Here is a 17,636-nt window from a genome sequence, read left to right on the forward strand (position 1 = left end):
ATCTGGCGCACCAGCGTCTTGCGATACGCCTCGGGCATCCAGTCCTGCGCTTCGATCTTGCCGTCGGCCTGCATGACTGCGTCGAAACGGGCTTGCTCGGGCGAAGTCGCGGATGGGGGTGCCTCGGCTGCGGGTGTGGGACTCGGGAGGTCGAGGGATTGGGTGTACATGGGGCTCCGCCGTCTTTTTTGAGATGCGATGGAGCGAGTATAACTATTAACCGACCGGACGGTTGATTAATTTTATAGCGAACAATTCCGAGACAAATAGCGTCGCGTTAACCCGGAAACGATGCGTCCGATGGACGCAAAAAAGCCCAGCCGCTATGCACGGCTGGGCAAACCACCGGAATCCGGCGGCGGAGGTTGCTTCACGACCGCGTCACCCGCGCCAGAAGTGCCTTTCGAATTTTGTATGCAATGAACCGAGCTTCTATTTACGTTATTGCCCGAAGAACACGCCTTGAGGGTCGACACGCTTAGCGACGTGACCCGACTGCGACGCCGATCCCGTCGACGAGCCGTAACCTTCGGCTTGCGTCTGAGCGAGACGCACATCGGCGACGCGCGCTTCGGCTGCCTGCAGCTTCGCCGGATAGGAGGCGTCCTCCGCGACCGGCGAGTATCCCGCCTTTTCGACCTGAACGAGTTCCGCGCGCACTTCGGCACGGCTCACCGGCGCGCTCGATTGCGCGAACGATGCCAGCGGTGCGGACAGGACGGCGGCTACGGCGATTACGTTGACCCACGATTTCATGATCGGCTCTCCCAGTTTTAGATGAAGCTCGGCGACTTCAGAACGTCAAGCACGCCGAGCAGATGACCGAAGTGTAGGGAGATGTCCGCAAATGATCATTCGCCGGTCCAAGGAAGCATCGTTGCGAAATTTGCAAAGATGCCGCGTTGTGTTGTTGCGGCGCAAGATGGTGACAGGAGCCGATCACAGATTCCAATTGCCCGCCACGGGTCGCGTTTCATGCGCCGCAACGAGGCCTCTTCGCGATTATTCGCAATCCGACAAAGATCATTCAACAGAAACGAGAATGATCTTCTATGAAGTCGTCTCTACACTCCCTTCACAAGCTGCTCAACACGAAACCGGCAGCACGATCAGAAATCCGAATCGGAGGTAGTTCATCATGAAAACGCTCATTTCCGCAGTCGTCGTTGCCGCCGCGCTTGCCGCGCCCGCCCTGTCGTTCGCGCAACAGTCCGACGCGCCGCTGACCCGCGCCCAAGTGCGTGCGGATCTGGTTCAGCTGGAAAAGGCCGGCTACAACCCGAACATCAGCGATCCGTCGTTTCCGTCGAACATCCAGGCCGCCGAAGCGCGCGTGAGCGCCCAGACGGTCGCACAAGCGCCGGTGCAGTCGAGCGACTACGGTTCGGTCGCGAACGGCTCGTCGCAGTCGGGCCGCACGGTCGGCGCACAGCCGCGCGCGCTCAACACGTACTTCGGCCAGTAAGCGTCGAAGTCTCGGCCGATCCCGCGATCGGCCGAAAAGCCGAAGGGCGATATCTCGCGATATCGCCCTTTGGCTTTTTGCATGCGAAATGCGAAATGCGGAATGCGTAATGCGTAATGCCCGATTGCCGATGGCATTTCGCATTCCGCGCGCCAACCGCGCCGCGCCCGCCGCGTCTAGTTCGCCGGAATCGTCACGACGGGCGATTTCGCGGTGTCCGTCACTTCGGCGAGCGCCATCAGATTCTGCACGACCGTGAAGGCGTATTTCGAATCGAAGTCGCCGCGATCGATCCAGTAGTTGGACTTGTCGTAGAGCACGCTCACGTAAGCGTCCTGCGGCGCTTTTTCTCCCGTCTTCACGACGATCGTCGGACGCGTTTCGCCGCCGATGAGACCAATCGTCGGTTTGGTCGCGCCGCTGCCTATCTGATCCGAGGGCACCGAAATCTGCGCGCCGAGGTCGGTCAGAATGCCGAGCACCGAGCGTGTGACCATCGGGATGCGGCTCTGATCCGCCGACTGTCCATAGACGAACTCATACGTCTTCATTTTCGGCGAGAGATGAAGAAGCCTTCGCACGAGCGCGAGATCATCCGTGACTTGCTTCGAGGTGCCGCTGCGCGTCGCGCCGAGCGTGATGAACACGCCGCCCTTGTCGCCGCTATTGCCGCCCTTCACGCTCGACTCGGTCTTGACGGGCTTGTTGCCGTCCGTATTGCGCGTTTCGATGTTCAATTCGCCCGCCAGTTGCAGCCTGCGCAACGCCTGCAGCAGCAGGAAGAAATCCGACGACCCGGCTGCGTTCGGCCCGCCCAGCGCCGTGCCGTTCTGCAGGCCGCTGATCGATTGCACCGTGATGCGCAACAACAGATCGATCGGAATGCCGCTTTCGGCAAGCGGCATCACGAGCGTCGGCGAGAGCGGCCGGATATAGGCGCTCGCGTAGGCATCGCCCGTGGTCGGCGTGAACGTGAAGGTCGGATGATTCGAATAGGAGACGCTGCCCGTCGCCTGCGCGTAATTCGGCTGCGCGCCGGAGCCGGCATTCAGAATGACGCCGCCGGACGTATCGAACGAATACGCGGCGATGATGCTGCTCACCGTAAGGAACGACGGCGCGTCCGCGAAGCGCAATCCGACAATCGCTGCAAGAATTTCACGCTTCTTCGCATCGCCGAGCGCGCGGGCGTAATCGACCTGATCGGCTTTCAGACGGCCCGGGCCGATGCCCGCGCAGCCCGCTGCGAGAAAGGAGACAGAGAGAACGGCGATCGATAGGGCTTTCCTTGTCATGGCGCTCATTGAAGGTGGAGGGAGGATCGTCGGCGCTTGGCCGCGGAACACCCGGGCCGCGGTCGCAAATTTCGTACCTTTCGCATTGGCGCGAGGTGCGAACGATCCCCTCCGGCGCGTTGCACGCCGGTTCCTTCAAGCGTCGCGGCCGATGCTAACGGCCGTACCGCAACTGACTTCCGGTCACGAAGCCCCGTGCTGCGCTTCCGACTGCGCGCGCTGCGCCTGCGCCTGCGCATGCCCCTGCGCGATGTGACGGCTCGCTTCCTTGTGCTGCGCGACGAGCGTATCGAGCCGGTCCTGCGCGAAGCGCGGACCGTCGTCGCGTGCGAAGACAGGCGTAGCGAGCGTCGCCGTGAGAACGGCGACTATGGCGAAAGGCGTTCTTTTCATGATTCACCCCGCGTTTTTCCATGCGCGGCATTCCCCATTGCAGCCGCCCGACTAGCATCGCACATCGACGCCGAAGCTGCCCGACGCGCGTCGCGTCGACCCTTCGCATCCCTCGTCTTTCCGCCAAAATCCAGCGCGGCCCGCATGCGCCGCGCTTTGCACCGTGCGCGTGCTTGCGGTCCGCGCCCGGATTGCCTATTCCTTAGTTCGAGGCACGGCGTTGCGTACCCCGCGCCGACGCGCCTGCAAGACCACGGAGACCCGCGCTCATGAACCTCGCCATCTTCTTCGACGGCACGTGGAACGAGCCCAACGACCGCACCAACGCCTATCTGCTCTACAAGCTCGCACCCGAGACCGACCAGCAGGAAACCTTCTACGTGGCCGGCGTCGGCACGCAAGGCAAAGGGCTGTTTGCGCTTGCCAACAAATTTCTGGGCGGCGCATTCGGCGACGGCCTGAGCGAGAACATCAAAAGCGGTTATGCGTGGCTGTGTCAGCGCTACCAGCCCGATGCGAAGATCTTCATCTTCGGCTTCAGCCGCGGCGCGTACTCCGCGCGCAGTCTCGCCGGGCTGATCCGCAAATGCGGACTCGCCAAAGACTGGAGCGCGCAGTCGATCGATCAGGCTTACGGCATCTATCGCGACAAGGACGTCGGACCGTCGGATCAACCGGTCGTGGACTTTCGTAAGCAGTTCACGCGCGAAGTGGATGTGGAGTTCATCGGCGTGTGGGATACGGTCGGCGATCTCGGCATTCCGCTCGATGGCCTGCCCGTGCCCGGATTTTCGAGCTACTACAAATTCCACGACACGACGCTCTCGAACAGCACGAAGGCGGCTTATCACGCGGTCGCGGCGAATGAATTCCGCTCGCTCTACAAGCCGACGTTGTGGACGCCCGGCGCCGACGTGCGCGGCAGCCATCTGCCGCTCGAACAGCGCTGGTTCGCGGGCGCGCATGCGAACGTGGGCGGCGGCTATGTGACGCCGCCGCGCACGCCCGAAGATCTGTTGCCGCTCATTCCCGCCGAGTGGCTTCGTCAAAAGGCGGCGGACACGGGACTGTCGATCGACGGGCCGATCACGATTCCGCCGCAGGCGTTCCAGTCGCAGCCGATCGACTCGTACGCCGAATTCACCGCGCATCATCCTTTCCTGCAGATGGTGTGCGAGAAAAAACCGCGCGTGGCGGGCACGGCGATCAACGAGACGATCGACCCGAGCCTGCTTGCGCGCCTCGAAGCGCCGGGCTTTCTCGACATGTATCCGGAACTCGTCGCGCAGTTGAAGGCGCTGCCGGTTGGAAAATAACTCAGGTATCCGAATCATTTGCCGGATTGTGTGCGCATGCGCGCACACGCTGTGCGATCGCGACGCCTAGAATTCAGGTACAAACGTTTGCGCTGCAAACGCATCGCGTCGTGAGACGCATAGTTTTTCGATAACCGGCCGCGAACAACGACAACACGACGCGCGCGGCCGGCAAGCACGTCCGCCCGCAGCCTGCGCTTCGCCCGGACATGGGAGACCGGCATGAGCGTACCTACGACCCCGGAATTCGCCGGGCATCCGAGCGGCGACATCGATGACCCTACGAACGCCGACGACTTGAGCGACGGTCAGCCCGGCCCGCGCGCGGAAGCGGACATTGCCAAGTGCGAAGCGCTCATCTCGCATGCGGCCGAGACCGGCGCGCGCCTCGACAAGGCCGATGTCGATGCGGTGCGCGGCGCGCGATCCGCCTTCGATCAGGGCATCTGGAGCCGCGCGATCGGCAGCGCGTTTTACGGCGCGATGAGCCGCATCGCGGCATCGGTGCAATATCCTGGACGACGCATCGTCGACGATCTCGATCACTGCCGCGACATGGTTTCCTATGGCGCGCAAAACGGCAAGCCGCTCGACGAGCGCGACGTCGAAGCGATGTCGAAAGCGCGCGCCGCACAGCAGGACCATACGTGGAACCCGGAAATCGAGAGCGCGTTTTACGCGGCGATGAGCCGCATCGCGCTTGCCGTGACGCCGGTCGTCGCGGAAACGGCGGGAGACGAAGCGCGACGCGGCGCACGACGTGCGATCCGCATCTACACGCATTCGGCGATCGCGCTGACGCTGCTCGTCGTGTCGCTTTCGTGTCTGCTCTTCGTCGCCAATCAGGTATCGACCGATATCGCCGCGGTCGTCAAGGCGAACGACGCGGCCGCGCTCACGCTGCACAATCAGTTGCAGGCCCACGCGGTCGCTATCGCCGATGCGGACAAAAAGAAGGACGCGCTCGCCATCATCGCGCTGCAGAACTCGCAGCCCGCGTTGCAGATCAAGGAAGCGTTGCAGAGCTTCGCAACCAACAACCGGCAGCTTTTCGCCGATGTGTCGCGCATCAGCGCATTCACGACGAGTCTCGGTCTGGGAGCGATTCGCAGTCCGTATAAAGCACCCTGCGATGCCGAAGAAAACGTGCTCAATTTCCAGGGCGCGTATCGCACGTCGCACTCGCCGAAATACTACAGCGGCAAAGTGGAAAGCGGCGACTGGCAGTGCAATCCGGATGTGGCGCGCAAAGTGCTGGAGATCACGCTGCCGCTGCTCGCCAAGCCCAACGCCGAACCGGGCGCCGCCAATCCGCCGACCGATCTCGACGCGGTCGCGCAAGGCTTTCAGAAGATCGCCGTGTATCAGGACATCCGTGCGATGGCGCTTTATGCCAATGACATCATCCTGTCGATCGTCGGCGCGGTGACGGGCTTTCTGTTGCCCGTGCTCTATGCGTGGCTCGGCGCGTGCGCGGCAATCCTGCGTCAGCTTTCCGCCGATTCGGCGGCGAACACGTTCCATCCCGAGCATTCGAAGGTCGCGAATCGCGCGCATGTGACGAGCGCGATCATCGTCGGCATTTCGATCGGGCTCTTCAGCAAGCTGCTCGAAGGCGGCAAGGATGTGTCGCCGCTGGCGATCGCGTTCGTCGCGGGCTATGCGTCGGACAAGTTCTTCTTTTTCGTCGACCGGCTCGTCGGGGCGATGTTTCCGCCACGCGGCGATCCGCCCGTGCATATCACACGCAACGACGGCGGCGCCCCGCGCGCGTCTCGTGCCGTCGCGCCCGCTGCGAAGACCGCGCTGCCCGGCACTCCGCCGCCGGGCGTCTGAGCGCCTTTAAAAGGGGCGGCGTGCGCTGGGGCGTGTCGCGCGGCTAGCTTTCGTCGAGCTCGAATTCGACGCTCGGATAATCCTGCAGCCGGCCGCTCACTTCGGCTTCGCGCTCGCTCGTGAAAAGGCCATCGAGATAGTCGAACGACAACTTGCCGACGAGCGCCTTCAGCGCAAGTTCGGGGCTGCGCCGGGGCTCGGTCGCGAGGTCCCCTGAATCCAGGCGCGCGCAGAATTGCCCGTTCTTCGATTCCATCGCGCCGATGTCGATCACTTTGCCATCGACGTTCTGCGCGAGCACGCGGTCTTCGACCGCAAACAGCCTGAACGGTCGTTCGAAGCTTTCCTGACTGCTCTCATCGCTCATGGTGCGGTTCTCCGCGCATTTAGATGGGTGAAACGGTTGAGCAAGGCCCGCGCCCGGCGCGTGTGCAATGCAGCATCGACATGCCTTTCCTGCGCGCGCCGCGCCGTCCTACAGTGACCATCATCGTCCCAACGACAGGAGCAGTCATCGTGAATGGAAACTTGAGCGGCAAAGTCGCGGTCATCACGGGCGCGAGCCGCGGACTCGGACGCAACGCCGCGCTGAAACTCGCACAGCAAGGCGCGGGCGTGATCGGCACTTACCAGCACAACGCGCAGGCCGCGCAATCGCTCGTCGACGATATCGCCCAGGCCGGCGGCAAGGCGGCCGTGCTGCAACTCGACGTCGCGCGATGCGACACCTTCGCGGCGTTCGGCGACGCGCTCTGCAAGACGCTCGAAACGACCTTCGAGCGCGAGAATTTCGATTTTCTGGTGAACAACGCGGGCATCGGCATTCACGCGCTTTTCGCCGAAACGACGCCCGAGCAGTTCGACGAACTCGTGAACATCCAGTTGAAGGGACCGTTCTTCCTGACGCAGACGCTGCTGCCGTATCTGCACGAGGAAGGCGCGATCCTGAACGTCTCGAGCGGACTCACGCGTTTCGCGCTGCCGGGCTTCGCGGCCTATGCCGTGATGAAAGGCGGAATCGAAGTGCTCACGCGCTATCTCGCGAAGGAACTCGGGCCGCACGGCATCACGGTCAACACCATTGCGCCGGGCGCGATCGAAACGGATTTCGGCGGCGGCGTGGTGCGCGACGATCACGACACGAACCGCTTCATCGCGGATAACACGGCGCTCGGGCGCGCGGGCGTGCCGGACGATATCGGCGGCGCGATCGCGGCGATGCTTTCGGACGGCCATCGATGGATGACGGCGCAGCGCGTCGAGGTGTCGGGCGGCATGTTCATCTGACGCGCCCTTTTCGCCCCGCGCGGGCAAAAAAAACCGGACGCCGCGGCGTCCGGTTTTTTGCATGCAGCATGCGTAATGCTTGATGCATTACGCAGCGTCGCTTACACGTCGCTTAGAAGCGGTGGATGATACCCACGCCCGCCGCGAACATGCTGCGCGATGCCGACGGCGCGCTCTGGAAGCCGTCGCCGATCGTCGCGATCGCAGCACCCTGAACCGGGCGCGTCGTCGCGCCGTTGCTCGGGTAGAACAGCGTATTGCCGTTCGCGCGCTGGAACGCTTCCAGTGCGTACAGACCCGTGCGCTTCGAGAGCGAGTAGTACTGGGACAGGTTGAACTGATGGTACGAAGCCGCGTCGTTGATGCCGTTCGCCTTGCTTGCCCACGTGTAGCTGTAGCCCGCCGCGAAGTCCCATGCCGACGTCGCCTTCCAGTGCAGCACCGTGCCGGCCGTGTTGAACACGGCTTCGTCGGTGAAGCCCGAGTTGATGCCCGGGATGTACTGAACGTTCGTGTACGTGACCGAGATATCCCACGCGCTGTTGAACTGGTAGCCGCCCGCGACTGCGAAGCGTTGCTGAGCCTGTGCGCGCTGATAACCCGCGGTCACCGCCGACACGCCCGGTTGGCCCGAGCCGTCCGTCGCCGCCGTGTTGTTGACCGTCGTCGACTGGCCGCTGTAGATGCCGCCGCCGTTAGCCGCGTTGTTGATGCGCGAGAACGCCACCGCACCGCCGATCGGGCCTTGCTGATACTGGAGCGCAGCCGACCACGTCGAGCCCTGGTACACGCTGTCGGGCACGCCCGCGAACGAGTACGAGCCGCTCACCGTGAAGCCGTAGAGCTTCGGCGAGGTATAGACCACCGAGTTGTTCGCGCGGTAGATCGTGTCCAGGCCGTCCAGATCGCCCGGGTGCGCGCCGAAGTAGCCGGTCAGCCAGTTCGTCGGGCTATACGGCGAGAGCAGCGTGTAGTACGAGGTGTACTGGCGGCCCAGGGTCAGCGTACCGTAGCCGGGGTTCGTGAGACCGACCCATGCCTGGCGGCCGAACATCGCGTTGGAGAACTGCTGGCCGCCGCTGTTGATGTCGAAGCCCGATTCCAACTGGAAGATCGCCTTGTTGCCACCGCCCAGGTCCTCAGCGCCCTTCAGGCCGAAACGGCTGCCCGCCCAGATGCCCGACGCCATCTTGACGTTCGAGCGGCCCGGCTGCGTGCGGTTCAGGTTCGTCTGGCTGTTCTGATAGACGATCGAATCGTCGACGATACCGTACAGCGTGACGCTGCTTTGCGCGAACGCCGGCGCCGCGGCTGCGAACGCCGTGGCTGCGACGATGGCGACCTTGGTCATCGTGAAACCCTTCATTTTTTCTCCTCAAGCGGTGGGCAATTACTTCCGGGCGAGTCTTGGAACCGGTGCCGCCGTGGCGACTTCGTATTGTTTCAACTCGTAACTTTTGTCGCTCGCAAGTGTATGGCTTACAGCCGCAATGGGAAAGAAAGACGCATCTTTGTGTCGTTTTTTTTCACTGTCTGGTTAACCAGTATTTTCCGGCATGCAGATATTGGGCAATCCGTCACGAAACTGACGGTGAGCTGACAAGAACGGGGCGTGAGAGCGGCTGAAAAAGCCGGCGCGGAATCGCCCGCAGGCTTATCGCGCAAGGGTTACGCGATGATTGCCCTGCCTGGCGCGGCGTGAGAAAACGAGGATGATGGCTGGAATCCGCCAGAACCGGCGGCAGCTTTTCAGAACGATGAAAAACGCCGGCGCATCGAAAGGTTTTCGCAAGAAAACCCGCGATGCGCCGACGTCAAAACAGGCTGCGCCCGGACGCGGCGCGAAGCGTCAATGCTCGATCTTCGAGCGCAGTTCGCGCGCGGTTTCGAGCAGCCCTTCGTAGCCCGAGCGGGCATGCGAAGGCAGATCCGGGTCGCCGACGAGCGTGCCGAGCGTCTCGATGATGCTGTAGAGAATGCCCTTCGCCGCGCCCGCGGCCATCTTGCCCGCGGCATAGGATTCGTCGACGTGGGAGATGGCCGCATCGAACTGTTCGACCTCGGGATGCGCGTCTCCGATCTCCGGTGCGTCGTCGCGCGGGTCGGTCGGGTCGCTGTTCATGATGAGGGTCCTCCTTACGTGGTGTCTGCCTTCTGTATAACGCGACGGCGCGACGGGCGCAAATAGCGGTTTGCCGCAGTCGTCAGGACGCGGGCAGGTCCTGCACCGGCTGGATGAAATGCACGCGCCGCGTCTCGCCCGCGCCCTTCCCCGCGCCATGCGGCACGCCGCGCTCCATCAGCAGCGCGCGCAATTCGTTGATGACCGGAAAGACCTCGTGGTTGTGGTCCGCGCCCTGCCTGTCGTGCGCTTCCTGCTCGCGCTCCACGATCCAGCGATCCTCCTTGAAGATGCGCTCGGTAAACCAGACGAGCAGCGGCCACGCGGCGTCGAGCAGGCCCGGAATCTTCGGGCGCTTGATCGACAAGAGACCGAACGTGCGGTTCGTGCGCTGTTCGGCGTCGAGCGGCACGTAGGCGATCCACAGGTCCATCACCATCGTGTCGTCTTTCGTGCGGATCTTGAGTGTCTGATACGGATATTCGGTGCGGATCGTCATCACGTCCTTGTGGCCGTCGTCGGGCTTCGAGCCGCGCTTCTGGCCAAAGACGAGCGCCTCGCCGATCGGTTGCTTGCCCGCCTCGCGCGCGAACGTGTAATCGACCTCGATCCAGTCGTCGCCGCGCCGTCTGCCGAGCGAGCGCGCGCGCATGTTGCCCATCTGCCGCCGATGCAGGAACTGATGGTTCATGTCCATCAGATTCTCGTGCATGAAGGTGTAATGGCACTTCACTTCCTGGCCGAAGCGGCGCGTCTTGTACGCGGGATCGCTGGCGGAGACGAGGTCGGGGAATTTCGCGGTCGCGGCGAGCGCCGGGTCGCCCGTGAAGACGAAGACGAGCCCGCCCGCCTCGCGGCACGGATAGGCGCGCACGCCGTTGGGCAGCCGTTCGCGGCCGAGATAGGGAATGTCGGTGCAGCGGCCGGTGCAGTCGTAAGTCCAGCCGTGATAGCAGCAGCGGATCGATTCGCCGTCGACGACGCCCGCCGAGAGCGGCACCTGCCGATGCGCGCAGCGGTCTTCCAGCGCGAACACGCTGCCCGATGCGGTGCGCACGAGCACGATCGGGTCGCCCGCGAAGCGCACGGCGTGCGCGTGCCCGGTCTTCACCTCGCGCGACCACGCGAGCGGATACCAATGATCCGGATGAATGTCGATGCGGCGCAGATCGCGCGGCGGCCTCGTCGGGGTATCGATGGAACCGGCTTCCTGCTCGCCCTGCGGCAACGCTGCGTGCATGTACGACGCCTCCGCTAAAAAGGAGATCGGATGGAGCGCCGCGTTCACCTGCGGCGCAATGAACGACCATTCGCAGTCTACACGGCGTCGAACAATTCGGCGCGCGGCGAATTGCCGGGGAATGTGCGCATCCACGCGGGCGTCATGCTGGCTCCCCGAGATGCGCGTGCAGATGATCGATCAGCGCGCGCACTTTCGGCGGCAGAAAGCGGTTGGGCGGATACAGCAGCCAGACCGGCCCCCGATACGCGCGCGCCTGCAATTCCCAGTCCGCGAGCACCGGCTGCACGCGGCCCGCGGCGAGCGCGTCGCGGGCCGCGAAATCCGGCAGCGTGGCGATGCCGAGCCCGCCTTCGGCCGCCTCCAGCCGCGCGCCCGCGTGATTGGCGAGATAGCGCCCGCGCACGGCGACCGTCACCGTCTCGCCGTCGCGCACGAAGCGCCAGCGGTTGTCGTCGGCGGTTTCGCCCAGCGGGATGCAGGCGTGCTGCGCGAGCTCGCGCGGATGCGCCGGCGCGCCATGCTCGCGCAGATAGTCCGCCGATGCGCACAGCAGCCAGCGCACGCGTCCGAGCTGCCGCGCGGCGAGCCCCTGCGGCGGGTCGCTCGTCGCGCGAATGACGAGATCGACATCGCTGTCGAGCGGATCGATGTCGTGATCGGCGAAGACGAGCTGCAGATCGACATCCGGATACGCCGCGAGAAACCCCGGCACGAGCGGATGAATCACCGATTTCGCATAGGCGGTCGGCGCCGAGAGCGCGACGCGGCCCTGCGGCTTGCCCGACGACTGCCCGGCGGCATCGACCGCGCCGGATGCGGCGGCCGCCATGTCGCGGCAATGCCGATACACCTGATAACCCGATTCGGTGACGCGGACCTTGCGCGTCGAGCGTTCGAGCAGCCGCGTGGCGAGCGCCTCCTCGAGACGCTTGATGCGCCGGCTGACGGTCGATGGCGTGCTGCCGAGCTGGCGCGCCGCGACCGAAAAATTGCCCGTGTCGACGACGCGCGCGAACACGGCCATGTCGGGCATCAGGTCGAAGAGATCGGCGGAATTCATGCGGGCGTTTTGTGCGTTATCGACAACAAGGCTGTGCGTCGCGACCCGATTATCGCGCCGGCTGCATCATTCGACAATGGCGGCTTCCCGCTTCCCGGAGCCGCACAATGACCGCCCGACGCCTCCTTCCTCTCTCCGATCTGCTGCTCTTCGCCGTCGCGATGGTGTGGGGCAGCAGCTACGGCATCGTCAAGAGCGCGCTCGCGTTCTATCCGGTGCTGGCGCTGCTCGCGCTGCGCTTCGGCATCACGTTCTGTCTGCTGGCCGTGAATCTGCGGCACCTGCGGCACGCCAATGCAGCGGCGCTGCGCGGCGTGCTCGTCCTGGGTTGTCTGCTGTTGTCGATCTTTCTCGCCGAGACCTTCGGCGTGCTCCACACGCGCGCCGCGAACGCCGCGTTTCTCATCAGCCTGTGCGTGGTGCTGACGCCGCTCGTCGAATGGGCGCTGCTCAAGCGCCGCCCGGCCGCGGCCGAGTGGCTCGCGGTCGGCGTGTCGCTGGCGGGCGCGTGGCTGCTCGCCGGCGACGGCGCCCTGTCCTTCGACTTCAATCTCGGCGATGGCCTGATTCTCGCCGCCGCCGTGCTGCGCGCATTCGCGGTCTGCGTGACCAAGCGCGTGCTGCGCGCGACGCCCCTGCCCGCGCTCACCGTGACGGCCGTGCAGGCGGGCGTCGTGGCGTCGGGCAGCGCGGCGCTCGCCTTGCTGTTCGCGCCGTCGCAATGGCAGCCCTTGCCCGCGCTCGCCGGACACGGCGTCTTCTGGGCTTCGGTGCTGTATCTCGTCGGCGCATGCACGCTCTTCGCCTTCTTCGCGCAAAACTATGCGATCGGACGCAGCAGTCCCACGCGCGTCTCGCTTCTGATGGGCAGCGAGCCGGCGTTCGGCGCGCTCTTCGCGAGCGTATGGCTCGGCGAGCATGTGTCGATGACGGGCTGGATCGGCGGCGGCATGATCGTCGCGGCCTCGCTGATGGCGACCGCGCCCTGGCGCAGCCTCTTCGCGGCGCGTCCGAGCGAAGCCTGAGCCCGCGCCGGCTTACGCGTTCTTCTCGAACACGACGCTGAAGTTATTCGCAGGCATCGCGACCGTTTCGACGAGCGTGAAGCCGGCCTTCTTTGCCAGCGCTTCGACGGCTTCCATGTCGCGCACGCCCCAGCGCGGATCGTTCGCGCGCAATTGCTGATCGAACGCTTCGTTGCTCGGTGCGGTATGCGCCCCGTTGCGCCGGTACGGCCCGTACAGGAACAGCACGCCCCCCGCGCTGAGGCGTGCGCCCGCGCCGCGAAAGAGCGCTTCGGCCGCTTCCCACGGCGCGATGTGGATCATATTGATGCACACGATGGCCGCTGCTTCGGCGATGCCCCAATCCTCGTCCGTCACGTCGAGCGCGAGCGGCGCGTTCAGATTGGCGAGCCCCGAGTGCGCGCGCCATGCGGCGATGGAATCGCGCGCGCCGGCATCCGGATCGCTCGGCTGCCACACGATGCCCGGCCACGCCTGCGCGCAGTGAACGGCGTGCTGCCCGGTGCCGCTCGCGATTTCCAGCACGACGCCGCCGGGCGGCAGCACGCGCGTGAGGACCGACAGGATCGCATCGCGATTGCGCTCGGCCGCGGGCGCGCGGCGGCGCACGGCGGCATCGGGATGCGGCGTGTCGCCGTCGGAGTTGGATGCAACGGGAGGCACTCGATTCATAAAGCGATGGCGCGTGCGCGCGGTAACAAAGTCGTATCGAGCCTAAAGGCACCCGCAGCGAAGCGTCAAGCGCGCTTTCCCGACGATGGCGACCGCGCGGAAGGCGTGGCGCGATTCGTGCTGCATTGCCGCGCTTAAAAGCGCGGCCCGCGAGCAAACCTGTGTATGCTCCGGGTTGATCCCGCGTCCGCATTCGCATTTTGCATGCACGCACGATGCATTCTGAATGCCAAATCGAATGCCAGCCGAATGCGTCCCGCACGCATGCATCGCGATCGACATGGAGTAAACGAATATGCAGCACGACTCGAACCAGAATCCACCGAAGCAATCGAACGACGGCCCCGACGACGACATGATCGCCTTCGCGAGCCAGGTGTTCGATGTCGCGCGCCGCGGCGACGCCGCGATGCTCGAAGCGCTACTCGCCAAGGGCTTGCCGCCCAACCTGCGCAACGACAAGGGCGACAGTCTCGTGATGCTCGCGAGCTACCACGGCCACGCGGACGCCGTGCGCGTGCTGCTCGAACACGAAGCCGATCCGAACCTGCGCAACGACAATGGCCAGACGCCGATCGCGGGTGCCGCGTTCAAGGGTTTCGCGGAGGTGATCCGGACGCTGCTCGATCACGGCGCGGATGTCGAAGGCGCATCGCCCGACGGCCGCACGGCACTGATGATCGCAGCAATGTTCAATCGCGTCGAGATCGTCGACTTGCTGATTGCGCGCGGCGCCGATCCCGATGCGCGCGATGCCGGCGGCTTTTCCGCGCGCGACGCCGCCGCGAAAATGGGCGCGGCGGATACGCCCGCGCAACTCGCGAAAGCGTCGGATGCGCGCACGCCGAAGGCGTGATAAGGACGCACGCCCATGACGCGATGTTCATTGCATGCATGATTCAATCCGCTTCGCGCGCACGCAAAATACAAACCAAAGCGAACGAATGCCCCCGCGCGCGCGTCGAAGCGATCCGACAACGAACAAAACAAGCAGGTGACTTGGAACCATGGAGCTTTTGCGATGACAGGCGGTTTCCCGCATCGGGGTGATGCGTCGTCGATCGGCCTTCAGGTGCTTATGCGAGCGTGTCGGACGGCGGGCGCCTTCAATGCCGCCGCGCGCCTGATCGTGCGGATGGCCGCGCTCATCGTCGCGACCGTGCGCAGCGTGCGTGCGCTGCGCCTGACGACGAGCCTGTCCATCGCCGCCACGTTCGCGCTTTCCGCGTGCGGACTGATGCCGCAGCAGACGCCCGCGCCGATCGTCGAGCACTCCTATATCCCGACGCCGGACGAGGCCGGCTCAGGCGAGCCCGAGGAACCGCTGCCCGCCGTGCAGGCCCCGGAGCCCGCCTCCGCCGTGAAACCCGCGCCCGCGCCGAAGCCCAGGCGCCGCGTCGTCAAGCCGAGGCCGCCTGAGCCGGTCGTGGTCCCGCCGCCCGAGCCGCCGGAGCCGCCACCGCCGCCGCAGATCATTTCGACGCGCATCATGCAGCACGACCAGTTGCACGGCCTGCTCGATGCCGAGGTGCAGCGGCCGGACGGCAAGGTCGTCGGCCGCGCGGTGGACATGTATGTCGATGCGGCCGCGAAGCCGAAGCTCCTGATGGTCAATCTGGCGGGCTTCATGGGCGTCGGCGACCGCAAGGTCAATTTTCCGTGGAACGCGTTCAAGTTCACGCCGAATTCGAAGACCGCGCCGATCACCTTCGTGCCGCCCGCGCCGGCCGCCAAGGGCAAGCCCGCCGAACCGGTGGTCAAGCCGCAGCCTGTCAACGAGGCGCCCGCGAACCTCATGCAGCTCGTCGACTCGACGGTGGCGCAAAAGAGCGGCGCGCGCATCGGGCGCGTGGTGGATGTGCTCGTCGATTCGCAGGCGCAGCCGCAGGCGCTCGTGGTCGATCTTTCCAGTTCGCTCGCGGGCGACAAGCGGCATGTCGCGGCCAACTGGAGCGACCTGCACGTGCTCACGCGCAATAAACAGTGGTTTTTGCAGATGGATTTCAACGACGCGCAACTGAAGGCCGCGCCGACCTACTCGCCCGAGCAGCCGATCAAGATCGTGTCGCCCGTGGTGCCCGCGCCGGCTTCGACGGCAAGCGCCGCATCGGCACCGGGTGCATCGGGTGCATCGGGGACAGCGGGCGCGACGGCTTCCGGCGCCGTCTCGACGCCCGCGCAGGCTTCCGGCGCGCGTCTCGCCAGATAACGGATAACGACATCGGAAACAGATTCACAACATGGTAATTGCACGCAGTCTGCGCGCGCTCGACTGGCTGAACTTCTTCGTCGCCAACGTGCAGACCGGCTTCGGCCCTTTCATTGCTTCGTACCTCGCGGCCAACAAATGGACGCAGGGCGAGATCGGCCTGATGCTTTCCGTCGGCACGATCAGCGCGATGGCGAGCCAGTTGCCGGCAGGCGCGCTCGTCGACGCGATGCGCAACAAGAAGTTCGCCGCGCTTTCCGCGATCGTCGCGATCATCGTGAGCGCGCTGTTGCTCGCCGCGAGCCCGACCTTCGTCCCCGTTTTCGCCGCCGAAGTGCTGCACGGCTTCGCGAGCTGCATGCTCGTCCCGGCGATGGCGGCGATCTCGCTCGCCCTCGTCTCGCGCGCCGATCTCGGCGACCGGCTCGGGCGCAATGCGCGCTGGGCGTCGATCGGCAGCGCGTTGACCGCGGCGTTGATGGGCGCGTTCGGCGAGTATCTGTCGCTGCGCTCGGTGTTCTTCCTGACGGCGGCGCTCGCGTTGCCTGCGATCGTCGCGCTGCGCATGATTCACTATGACATCCCGCCCGCCGTCCCGCGCGTGCCCAAGGGCACGCCGAAGAGGACGCCCGAAGGTGAAGAGCGCGAATCCTTGCGCGAGTTGCTGAAGGACCGGCGCCTTTTGATTTTCGCGGCGTGCGTGGTGCTCTTTCACCTGTCGAACGCGGCGATGCTCAATCTCGCGGCCGGCGAAGTTACTGCGCACATGGGCGACAACGTTCAACTCGTGATCGCGGCATGCATTATCGTGCCGCAGTTCATCGTTGCGGCGTTGTCGCCGTGGGTGGGGCGGCAGGCCCAGAAATGGGGGCGCAGGCCGGTGCTGATTCTCGGGTTCTGCGCGCTTCCCGTTCGCGCGATTCTGTTCGCGGGGGTGTCGAGTCCGTATCTGCTCGTGCCGGTGCAGATGCTCGATGGCATCAGCGCTGCCGTGTTCGGGGTGATGCTGCCTCTCATTGCCGCGGATGTCGCCGGTGGGCGGGGGCATTACAACCTGACGATCGGGTTCTTCGGGTTGGCTGCTGGTGTTGGGGCGACGCTTTCGACGGCTGCGGCTGGGTTTGCTGCTGATCGGTTCGGCACTGCGATGAGCTTCTTCGGGCTCGCCGGGGCGGGGGCGCTTGCGGTGGCGATGGTTTGGCTTGCTATGCCGGAGACGCGGGGGGCGGATGTTGTTAAGGATGAGGCTGAGCCTCGGGTGGGGGTTTGAGGGGTTGGTTTTGGTTTTGGTTTTCGTGGAACTTGCTTTGGTGTTGGTTTATTAGCACTGCCCCTCCCCGGGGCGGGGGTAACTTTCTTTGCTGCTGCAAAGAAAGTCACCAAAGAAAGCAGCCTTCTCACCGCCCGCGGTCACACGCACGTTGGCCACTCTTCTCCTCGGGGAACGGTCCTCGCCTAAAGAGTGCCCTCGAAGGACCCATCGGGCTTGGATCGCGCACGGTCCGTCACATCGCGCCGCTTAACCAACTGGTACAGCCATTTCAAGCTCCAGCCCGCTTCGCGGCCGACGGGTTAATCGGGTATGCGAGTGCATTCGTGCTCGCTGGTTTCCCTCGCATACCCAACGGCAGCGCGTAGCGCTGTGCCGAAGCTATTTCGTGCTGAACCAGCGCGCTTCGCGCACTGGCTTGTCAGACCGTGCGCGATCCAAGC

At 64.7% G+C, this 17,636-nt stretch carries 17 protein-coding genes and 1 pseudogene; 8 read left to right on the forward strand and 10 right to left on the reverse strand.

The window, feature by feature from the left end; all coding sequences use genetic code 11:
* Together AWB70_RS38610 and AWB70_RS37525 are read right to left on the reverse strand one after the other, a co-directional pair.
* A pseudogene (locus AWB70_RS38610) lies at window positions 1–170 on the reverse strand (1,2-phenylacetyl-CoA epoxidase subunit PaaA); the annotation flags it as partial.
* 271 nt (window positions 171–441) lie between these two features.
* Entirely contained in the window at window positions 442–756 is a 315-nt protein-coding gene (locus AWB70_RS37525) for a DUF4148 domain-containing protein (RefSeq protein WP_053568279.1), read from the reverse strand.
* Window positions 757–1,138: 382 nt separating this feature from the next.
* Here AWB70_RS37525 and AWB70_RS37530 point away from each other — a divergent pair, with 382 nt between their 5' ends.
* Window positions 1,139–1,465 carry a DUF4148 domain-containing protein gene (locus AWB70_RS37530; protein ID WP_053568280.1) on the forward strand — a complete coding sequence of 109 codons (327 nt, stop codon included), beginning with the start codon at window positions 1,139–1,141 and terminating at the stop codon, window positions 1,463–1,465.
* A 176-nt stretch (window positions 1,466–1,641) separates the two neighbouring features.
* On the opposite strand, the gene AWB70_RS37535 is transcribed toward AWB70_RS37530, so the two are convergent.
* Together AWB70_RS37535 and AWB70_RS37540 are read right to left on the reverse strand one after the other, a co-directional pair.
* Entirely contained in the window at window positions 1,642–2,760 is a 1,119-nt protein-coding gene (locus AWB70_RS37535; RefSeq protein WP_014191521.1) for a hypothetical protein, read from the reverse strand.
* Between the two features lie 183 nt (window positions 2,761–2,943).
* The gene (locus AWB70_RS37540; protein WP_053568281.1) at window positions 2,944–3,153 is read right to left on the reverse strand and encodes a hypothetical protein; all 210 of its coding nucleotides are present in this window, start codon (window positions 3,151–3,153) and stop codon (window positions 2,944–2,946) included.
* Between the two features lie 269 nt (window positions 3,154–3,422).
* Between AWB70_RS37540 and AWB70_RS37545 the strand changes: the two genes are divergently transcribed.
* Both AWB70_RS37545 and AWB70_RS37550 read left to right on the forward strand, forming a co-directional pair.
* Complete coding sequence (locus AWB70_RS37545; RefSeq protein WP_053568282.1) at window positions 3,423–4,469, forward strand: T6SS phospholipase effector Tle1-like catalytic domain-containing protein; 1,047 nt, start codon at window positions 3,423–3,425, stop codon at window positions 4,467–4,469.
* Window positions 4,470–4,691: 222 nt separating this feature from the next.
* Window positions 4,692–6,305, forward strand: coding sequence for a hypothetical protein (locus AWB70_RS37550; protein ID WP_053568283.1), 1,614 nt, complete (start codon window positions 4,692–4,694; stop codon window positions 6,303–6,305).
* A gap of 43 nt (window positions 6,306–6,348) precedes the next feature.
* Here the strand turns inward: AWB70_RS37550 and AWB70_RS37555 are convergent, their stop codons facing one another.
* Window positions 6,349–6,672 carry a hypothetical protein gene (locus AWB70_RS37555; RefSeq protein WP_053568284.1) on the reverse strand — a complete coding sequence of 108 codons (324 nt, stop codon included), beginning with the start codon at window positions 6,670–6,672 and terminating at the stop codon, window positions 6,349–6,351.
* A 161-nt stretch (window positions 6,673–6,833) separates the two neighbouring features.
* Here AWB70_RS37555 and AWB70_RS37560 point away from each other — a divergent pair, with 161 nt between their 5' ends.
* Window positions 6,834–7,592, forward strand: coding sequence for an SDR family NAD(P)-dependent oxidoreductase (locus AWB70_RS37560; RefSeq protein ID WP_053568285.1), 759 nt, complete (start codon window positions 6,834–6,836; stop codon window positions 7,590–7,592).
* Between the two features lie 112 nt (window positions 7,593–7,704).
* Here AWB70_RS37560 and AWB70_RS37565 read toward each other — a convergent pair whose 3' ends face one another.
* The 4 genes from AWB70_RS37565 to AWB70_RS37580 form a co-directional block, all read right to left on the reverse strand.
* Window positions 7,705–8,958 carry a porin gene (locus AWB70_RS37565; RefSeq protein WP_053568286.1) on the reverse strand — a complete coding sequence of 418 codons (1,254 nt, stop codon included), beginning with the start codon at window positions 8,956–8,958 and terminating at the stop codon, window positions 7,705–7,707.
* A gap of 483 nt (window positions 8,959–9,441) precedes the next feature.
* The gene (locus AWB70_RS37570; protein ID WP_014191527.1) at window positions 9,442–9,714 is read right to left on the reverse strand and encodes a hypothetical protein; all 273 of its coding nucleotides are present in this window, start codon (window positions 9,712–9,714) and stop codon (window positions 9,442–9,444) included.
* 82 nt (window positions 9,715–9,796) lie between these two features.
* Window positions 9,797–10,954, reverse strand: coding sequence for a Rieske 2Fe-2S domain-containing protein (locus AWB70_RS37575; protein ID WP_014191528.1), 1,158 nt, complete (start codon window positions 10,952–10,954; stop codon window positions 9,797–9,799).
* Window positions 10,955–11,096: 142 nt separating this feature from the next.
* The gene (locus AWB70_RS37580) at window positions 11,097–12,017 is read right to left on the reverse strand and encodes a LysR family transcriptional regulator (protein ID WP_053568287.1); all 921 of its coding nucleotides are present in this window, start codon (window positions 12,015–12,017) and stop codon (window positions 11,097–11,099) included.
* A 107-nt stretch (window positions 12,018–12,124) separates the two neighbouring features.
* Between AWB70_RS37580 and AWB70_RS37585 the strand changes: the two genes are divergently transcribed.
* The gene (locus tag AWB70_RS37585; protein ID WP_014191530.1) at window positions 12,125–13,042 is read left to right on the forward strand and encodes a DMT family transporter; all 918 of its coding nucleotides are present in this window, start codon (window positions 12,125–12,127) and stop codon (window positions 13,040–13,042) included.
* Between the two features lie 12 nt (window positions 13,043–13,054).
* Here AWB70_RS37585 and AWB70_RS37590 read toward each other — a convergent pair whose 3' ends face one another.
* Complete coding sequence (locus AWB70_RS37590) at window positions 13,055–13,714, reverse strand: DUF938 domain-containing protein (protein ID WP_200826464.1); 660 nt, start codon at window positions 13,712–13,714, stop codon at window positions 13,055–13,057.
* A gap of 355 nt (window positions 13,715–14,069) precedes the next feature.
* On the opposite strand from AWB70_RS37590, the gene AWB70_RS37595 reads away from it, so the two are divergent.
* The 3 genes from AWB70_RS37595 (at window position 14,070) to AWB70_RS37605 (ending at window position 17,193) form a co-directional block, all read left to right on the forward strand.
* Window positions 14,070–14,570: an ankyrin repeat domain-containing protein gene (locus AWB70_RS37595; RefSeq protein ID WP_374730278.1), complete on the forward strand. Its 501-nt coding sequence runs from the start codon at window positions 14,070–14,072 to the stop codon at window positions 14,568–14,570.
* A gap of 165 nt (window positions 14,571–14,735) precedes the next feature.
* Window positions 14,736–15,923, forward strand: coding sequence for a hypothetical protein (locus AWB70_RS37600; RefSeq protein WP_053568288.1), 1,188 nt, complete (start codon window positions 14,736–14,738; stop codon window positions 15,921–15,923).
* Window positions 15,924–15,954: 31 nt separating this feature from the next.
* Window positions 15,955–17,193 (forward strand): MFS transporter, encoded by a 1,239-nt coding sequence (locus AWB70_RS37605; RefSeq protein WP_053568289.1) that lies wholly within the window; start codon window positions 15,955–15,957, stop codon window positions 17,191–17,193.
* The last annotated feature ends 443 nt before the right edge of the window (window positions 17,194–17,636 follow it).

Origin of the sequence: Caballeronia cordobensis, assembly GCF_001544575.2 — a bacterium.
Lineage (GTDB): Bacteria > Pseudomonadota > Gammaproteobacteria > Burkholderiales > Burkholderiaceae > Caballeronia > Caballeronia cordobensis.

Coding starts and splice junctions, on each gene's coding strand:
- AWB70_RS37525 (WP_053568279.1), bottom strand. CDS start 756: ATGAAATCGTGGGTCAACGTAATCGCCGTAGCCGCCGTCCTGTCCGCA.
- AWB70_RS37530 (WP_053568280.1), top strand. CDS start 1,139: ATGAAAACGCTCATTTCCGCAGTCGTCGTTGCCGCCGCGCTTGCCGCG.
- AWB70_RS37535 (WP_014191521.1), bottom strand. CDS start 2,760: ATGACAAGGAAAGCCCTATCGATCGCCGTTCTCTCTGTCTCCTTTCTC.
- AWB70_RS37540 (WP_053568281.1), bottom strand. CDS start 3,153: ATGAAAAGAACGCCTTTCGCCATAGTCGCCGTTCTCACGGCGACGCTC.
- AWB70_RS37545 (WP_053568282.1), top strand. CDS start 3,423: ATGAACCTCGCCATCTTCTTCGACGGCACGTGGAACGAGCCCAACGAC.
- AWB70_RS37550 (WP_053568283.1), top strand. CDS start 4,692: ATGAGCGTACCTACGACCCCGGAATTCGCCGGGCATCCGAGCGGCGAC.
- AWB70_RS37555 (WP_053568284.1), bottom strand. CDS start 6,672: ATGAGCGATGAGAGCAGTCAGGAAAGCTTCGAACGACCGTTCAGGCTG.
- AWB70_RS37565 (WP_053568286.1), bottom strand. CDS start 8,958: ATGAAGGGTTTCACGATGACCAAGGTCGCCATCGTCGCAGCCACGGCG.
- AWB70_RS37570 (WP_014191527.1), bottom strand. CDS start 9,714: ATGAACAGCGACCCGACCGACCCGCGCGACGACGCACCGGAGATCGGA.
- AWB70_RS37575 (WP_014191528.1), bottom strand. CDS start 10,954: ATGCACGCAGCGTTGCCGCAGGGCGAGCAGGAAGCCGGTTCCATCGAT.
- AWB70_RS37580 (WP_053568287.1), bottom strand. CDS start 12,017: ATGAATTCCGCCGATCTCTTCGACCTGATGCCCGACATGGCCGTGTTC.
- AWB70_RS37585 (WP_014191530.1), top strand. CDS start 12,125: ATGACCGCCCGACGCCTCCTTCCTCTCTCCGATCTGCTGCTCTTCGCC.
- AWB70_RS37590 (WP_200826464.1), bottom strand. CDS start 13,714: ATGAATCGAGTGCCTCCCGTTGCATCCAACTCCGACGGCGACACGCCG.
- AWB70_RS37595 (WP_374730278.1), top strand. CDS start 14,070: ATGATCGCCTTCGCGAGCCAGGTGTTCGATGTCGCGCGCCGCGGCGAC.
- AWB70_RS37600 (WP_053568288.1), top strand. CDS start 14,736: ATGACAGGCGGTTTCCCGCATCGGGGTGATGCGTCGTCGATCGGCCTT.
- AWB70_RS37605 (WP_053568289.1), top strand. CDS start 15,955: ATGGTAATTGCACGCAGTCTGCGCGCGCTCGACTGGCTGAACTTCTTC.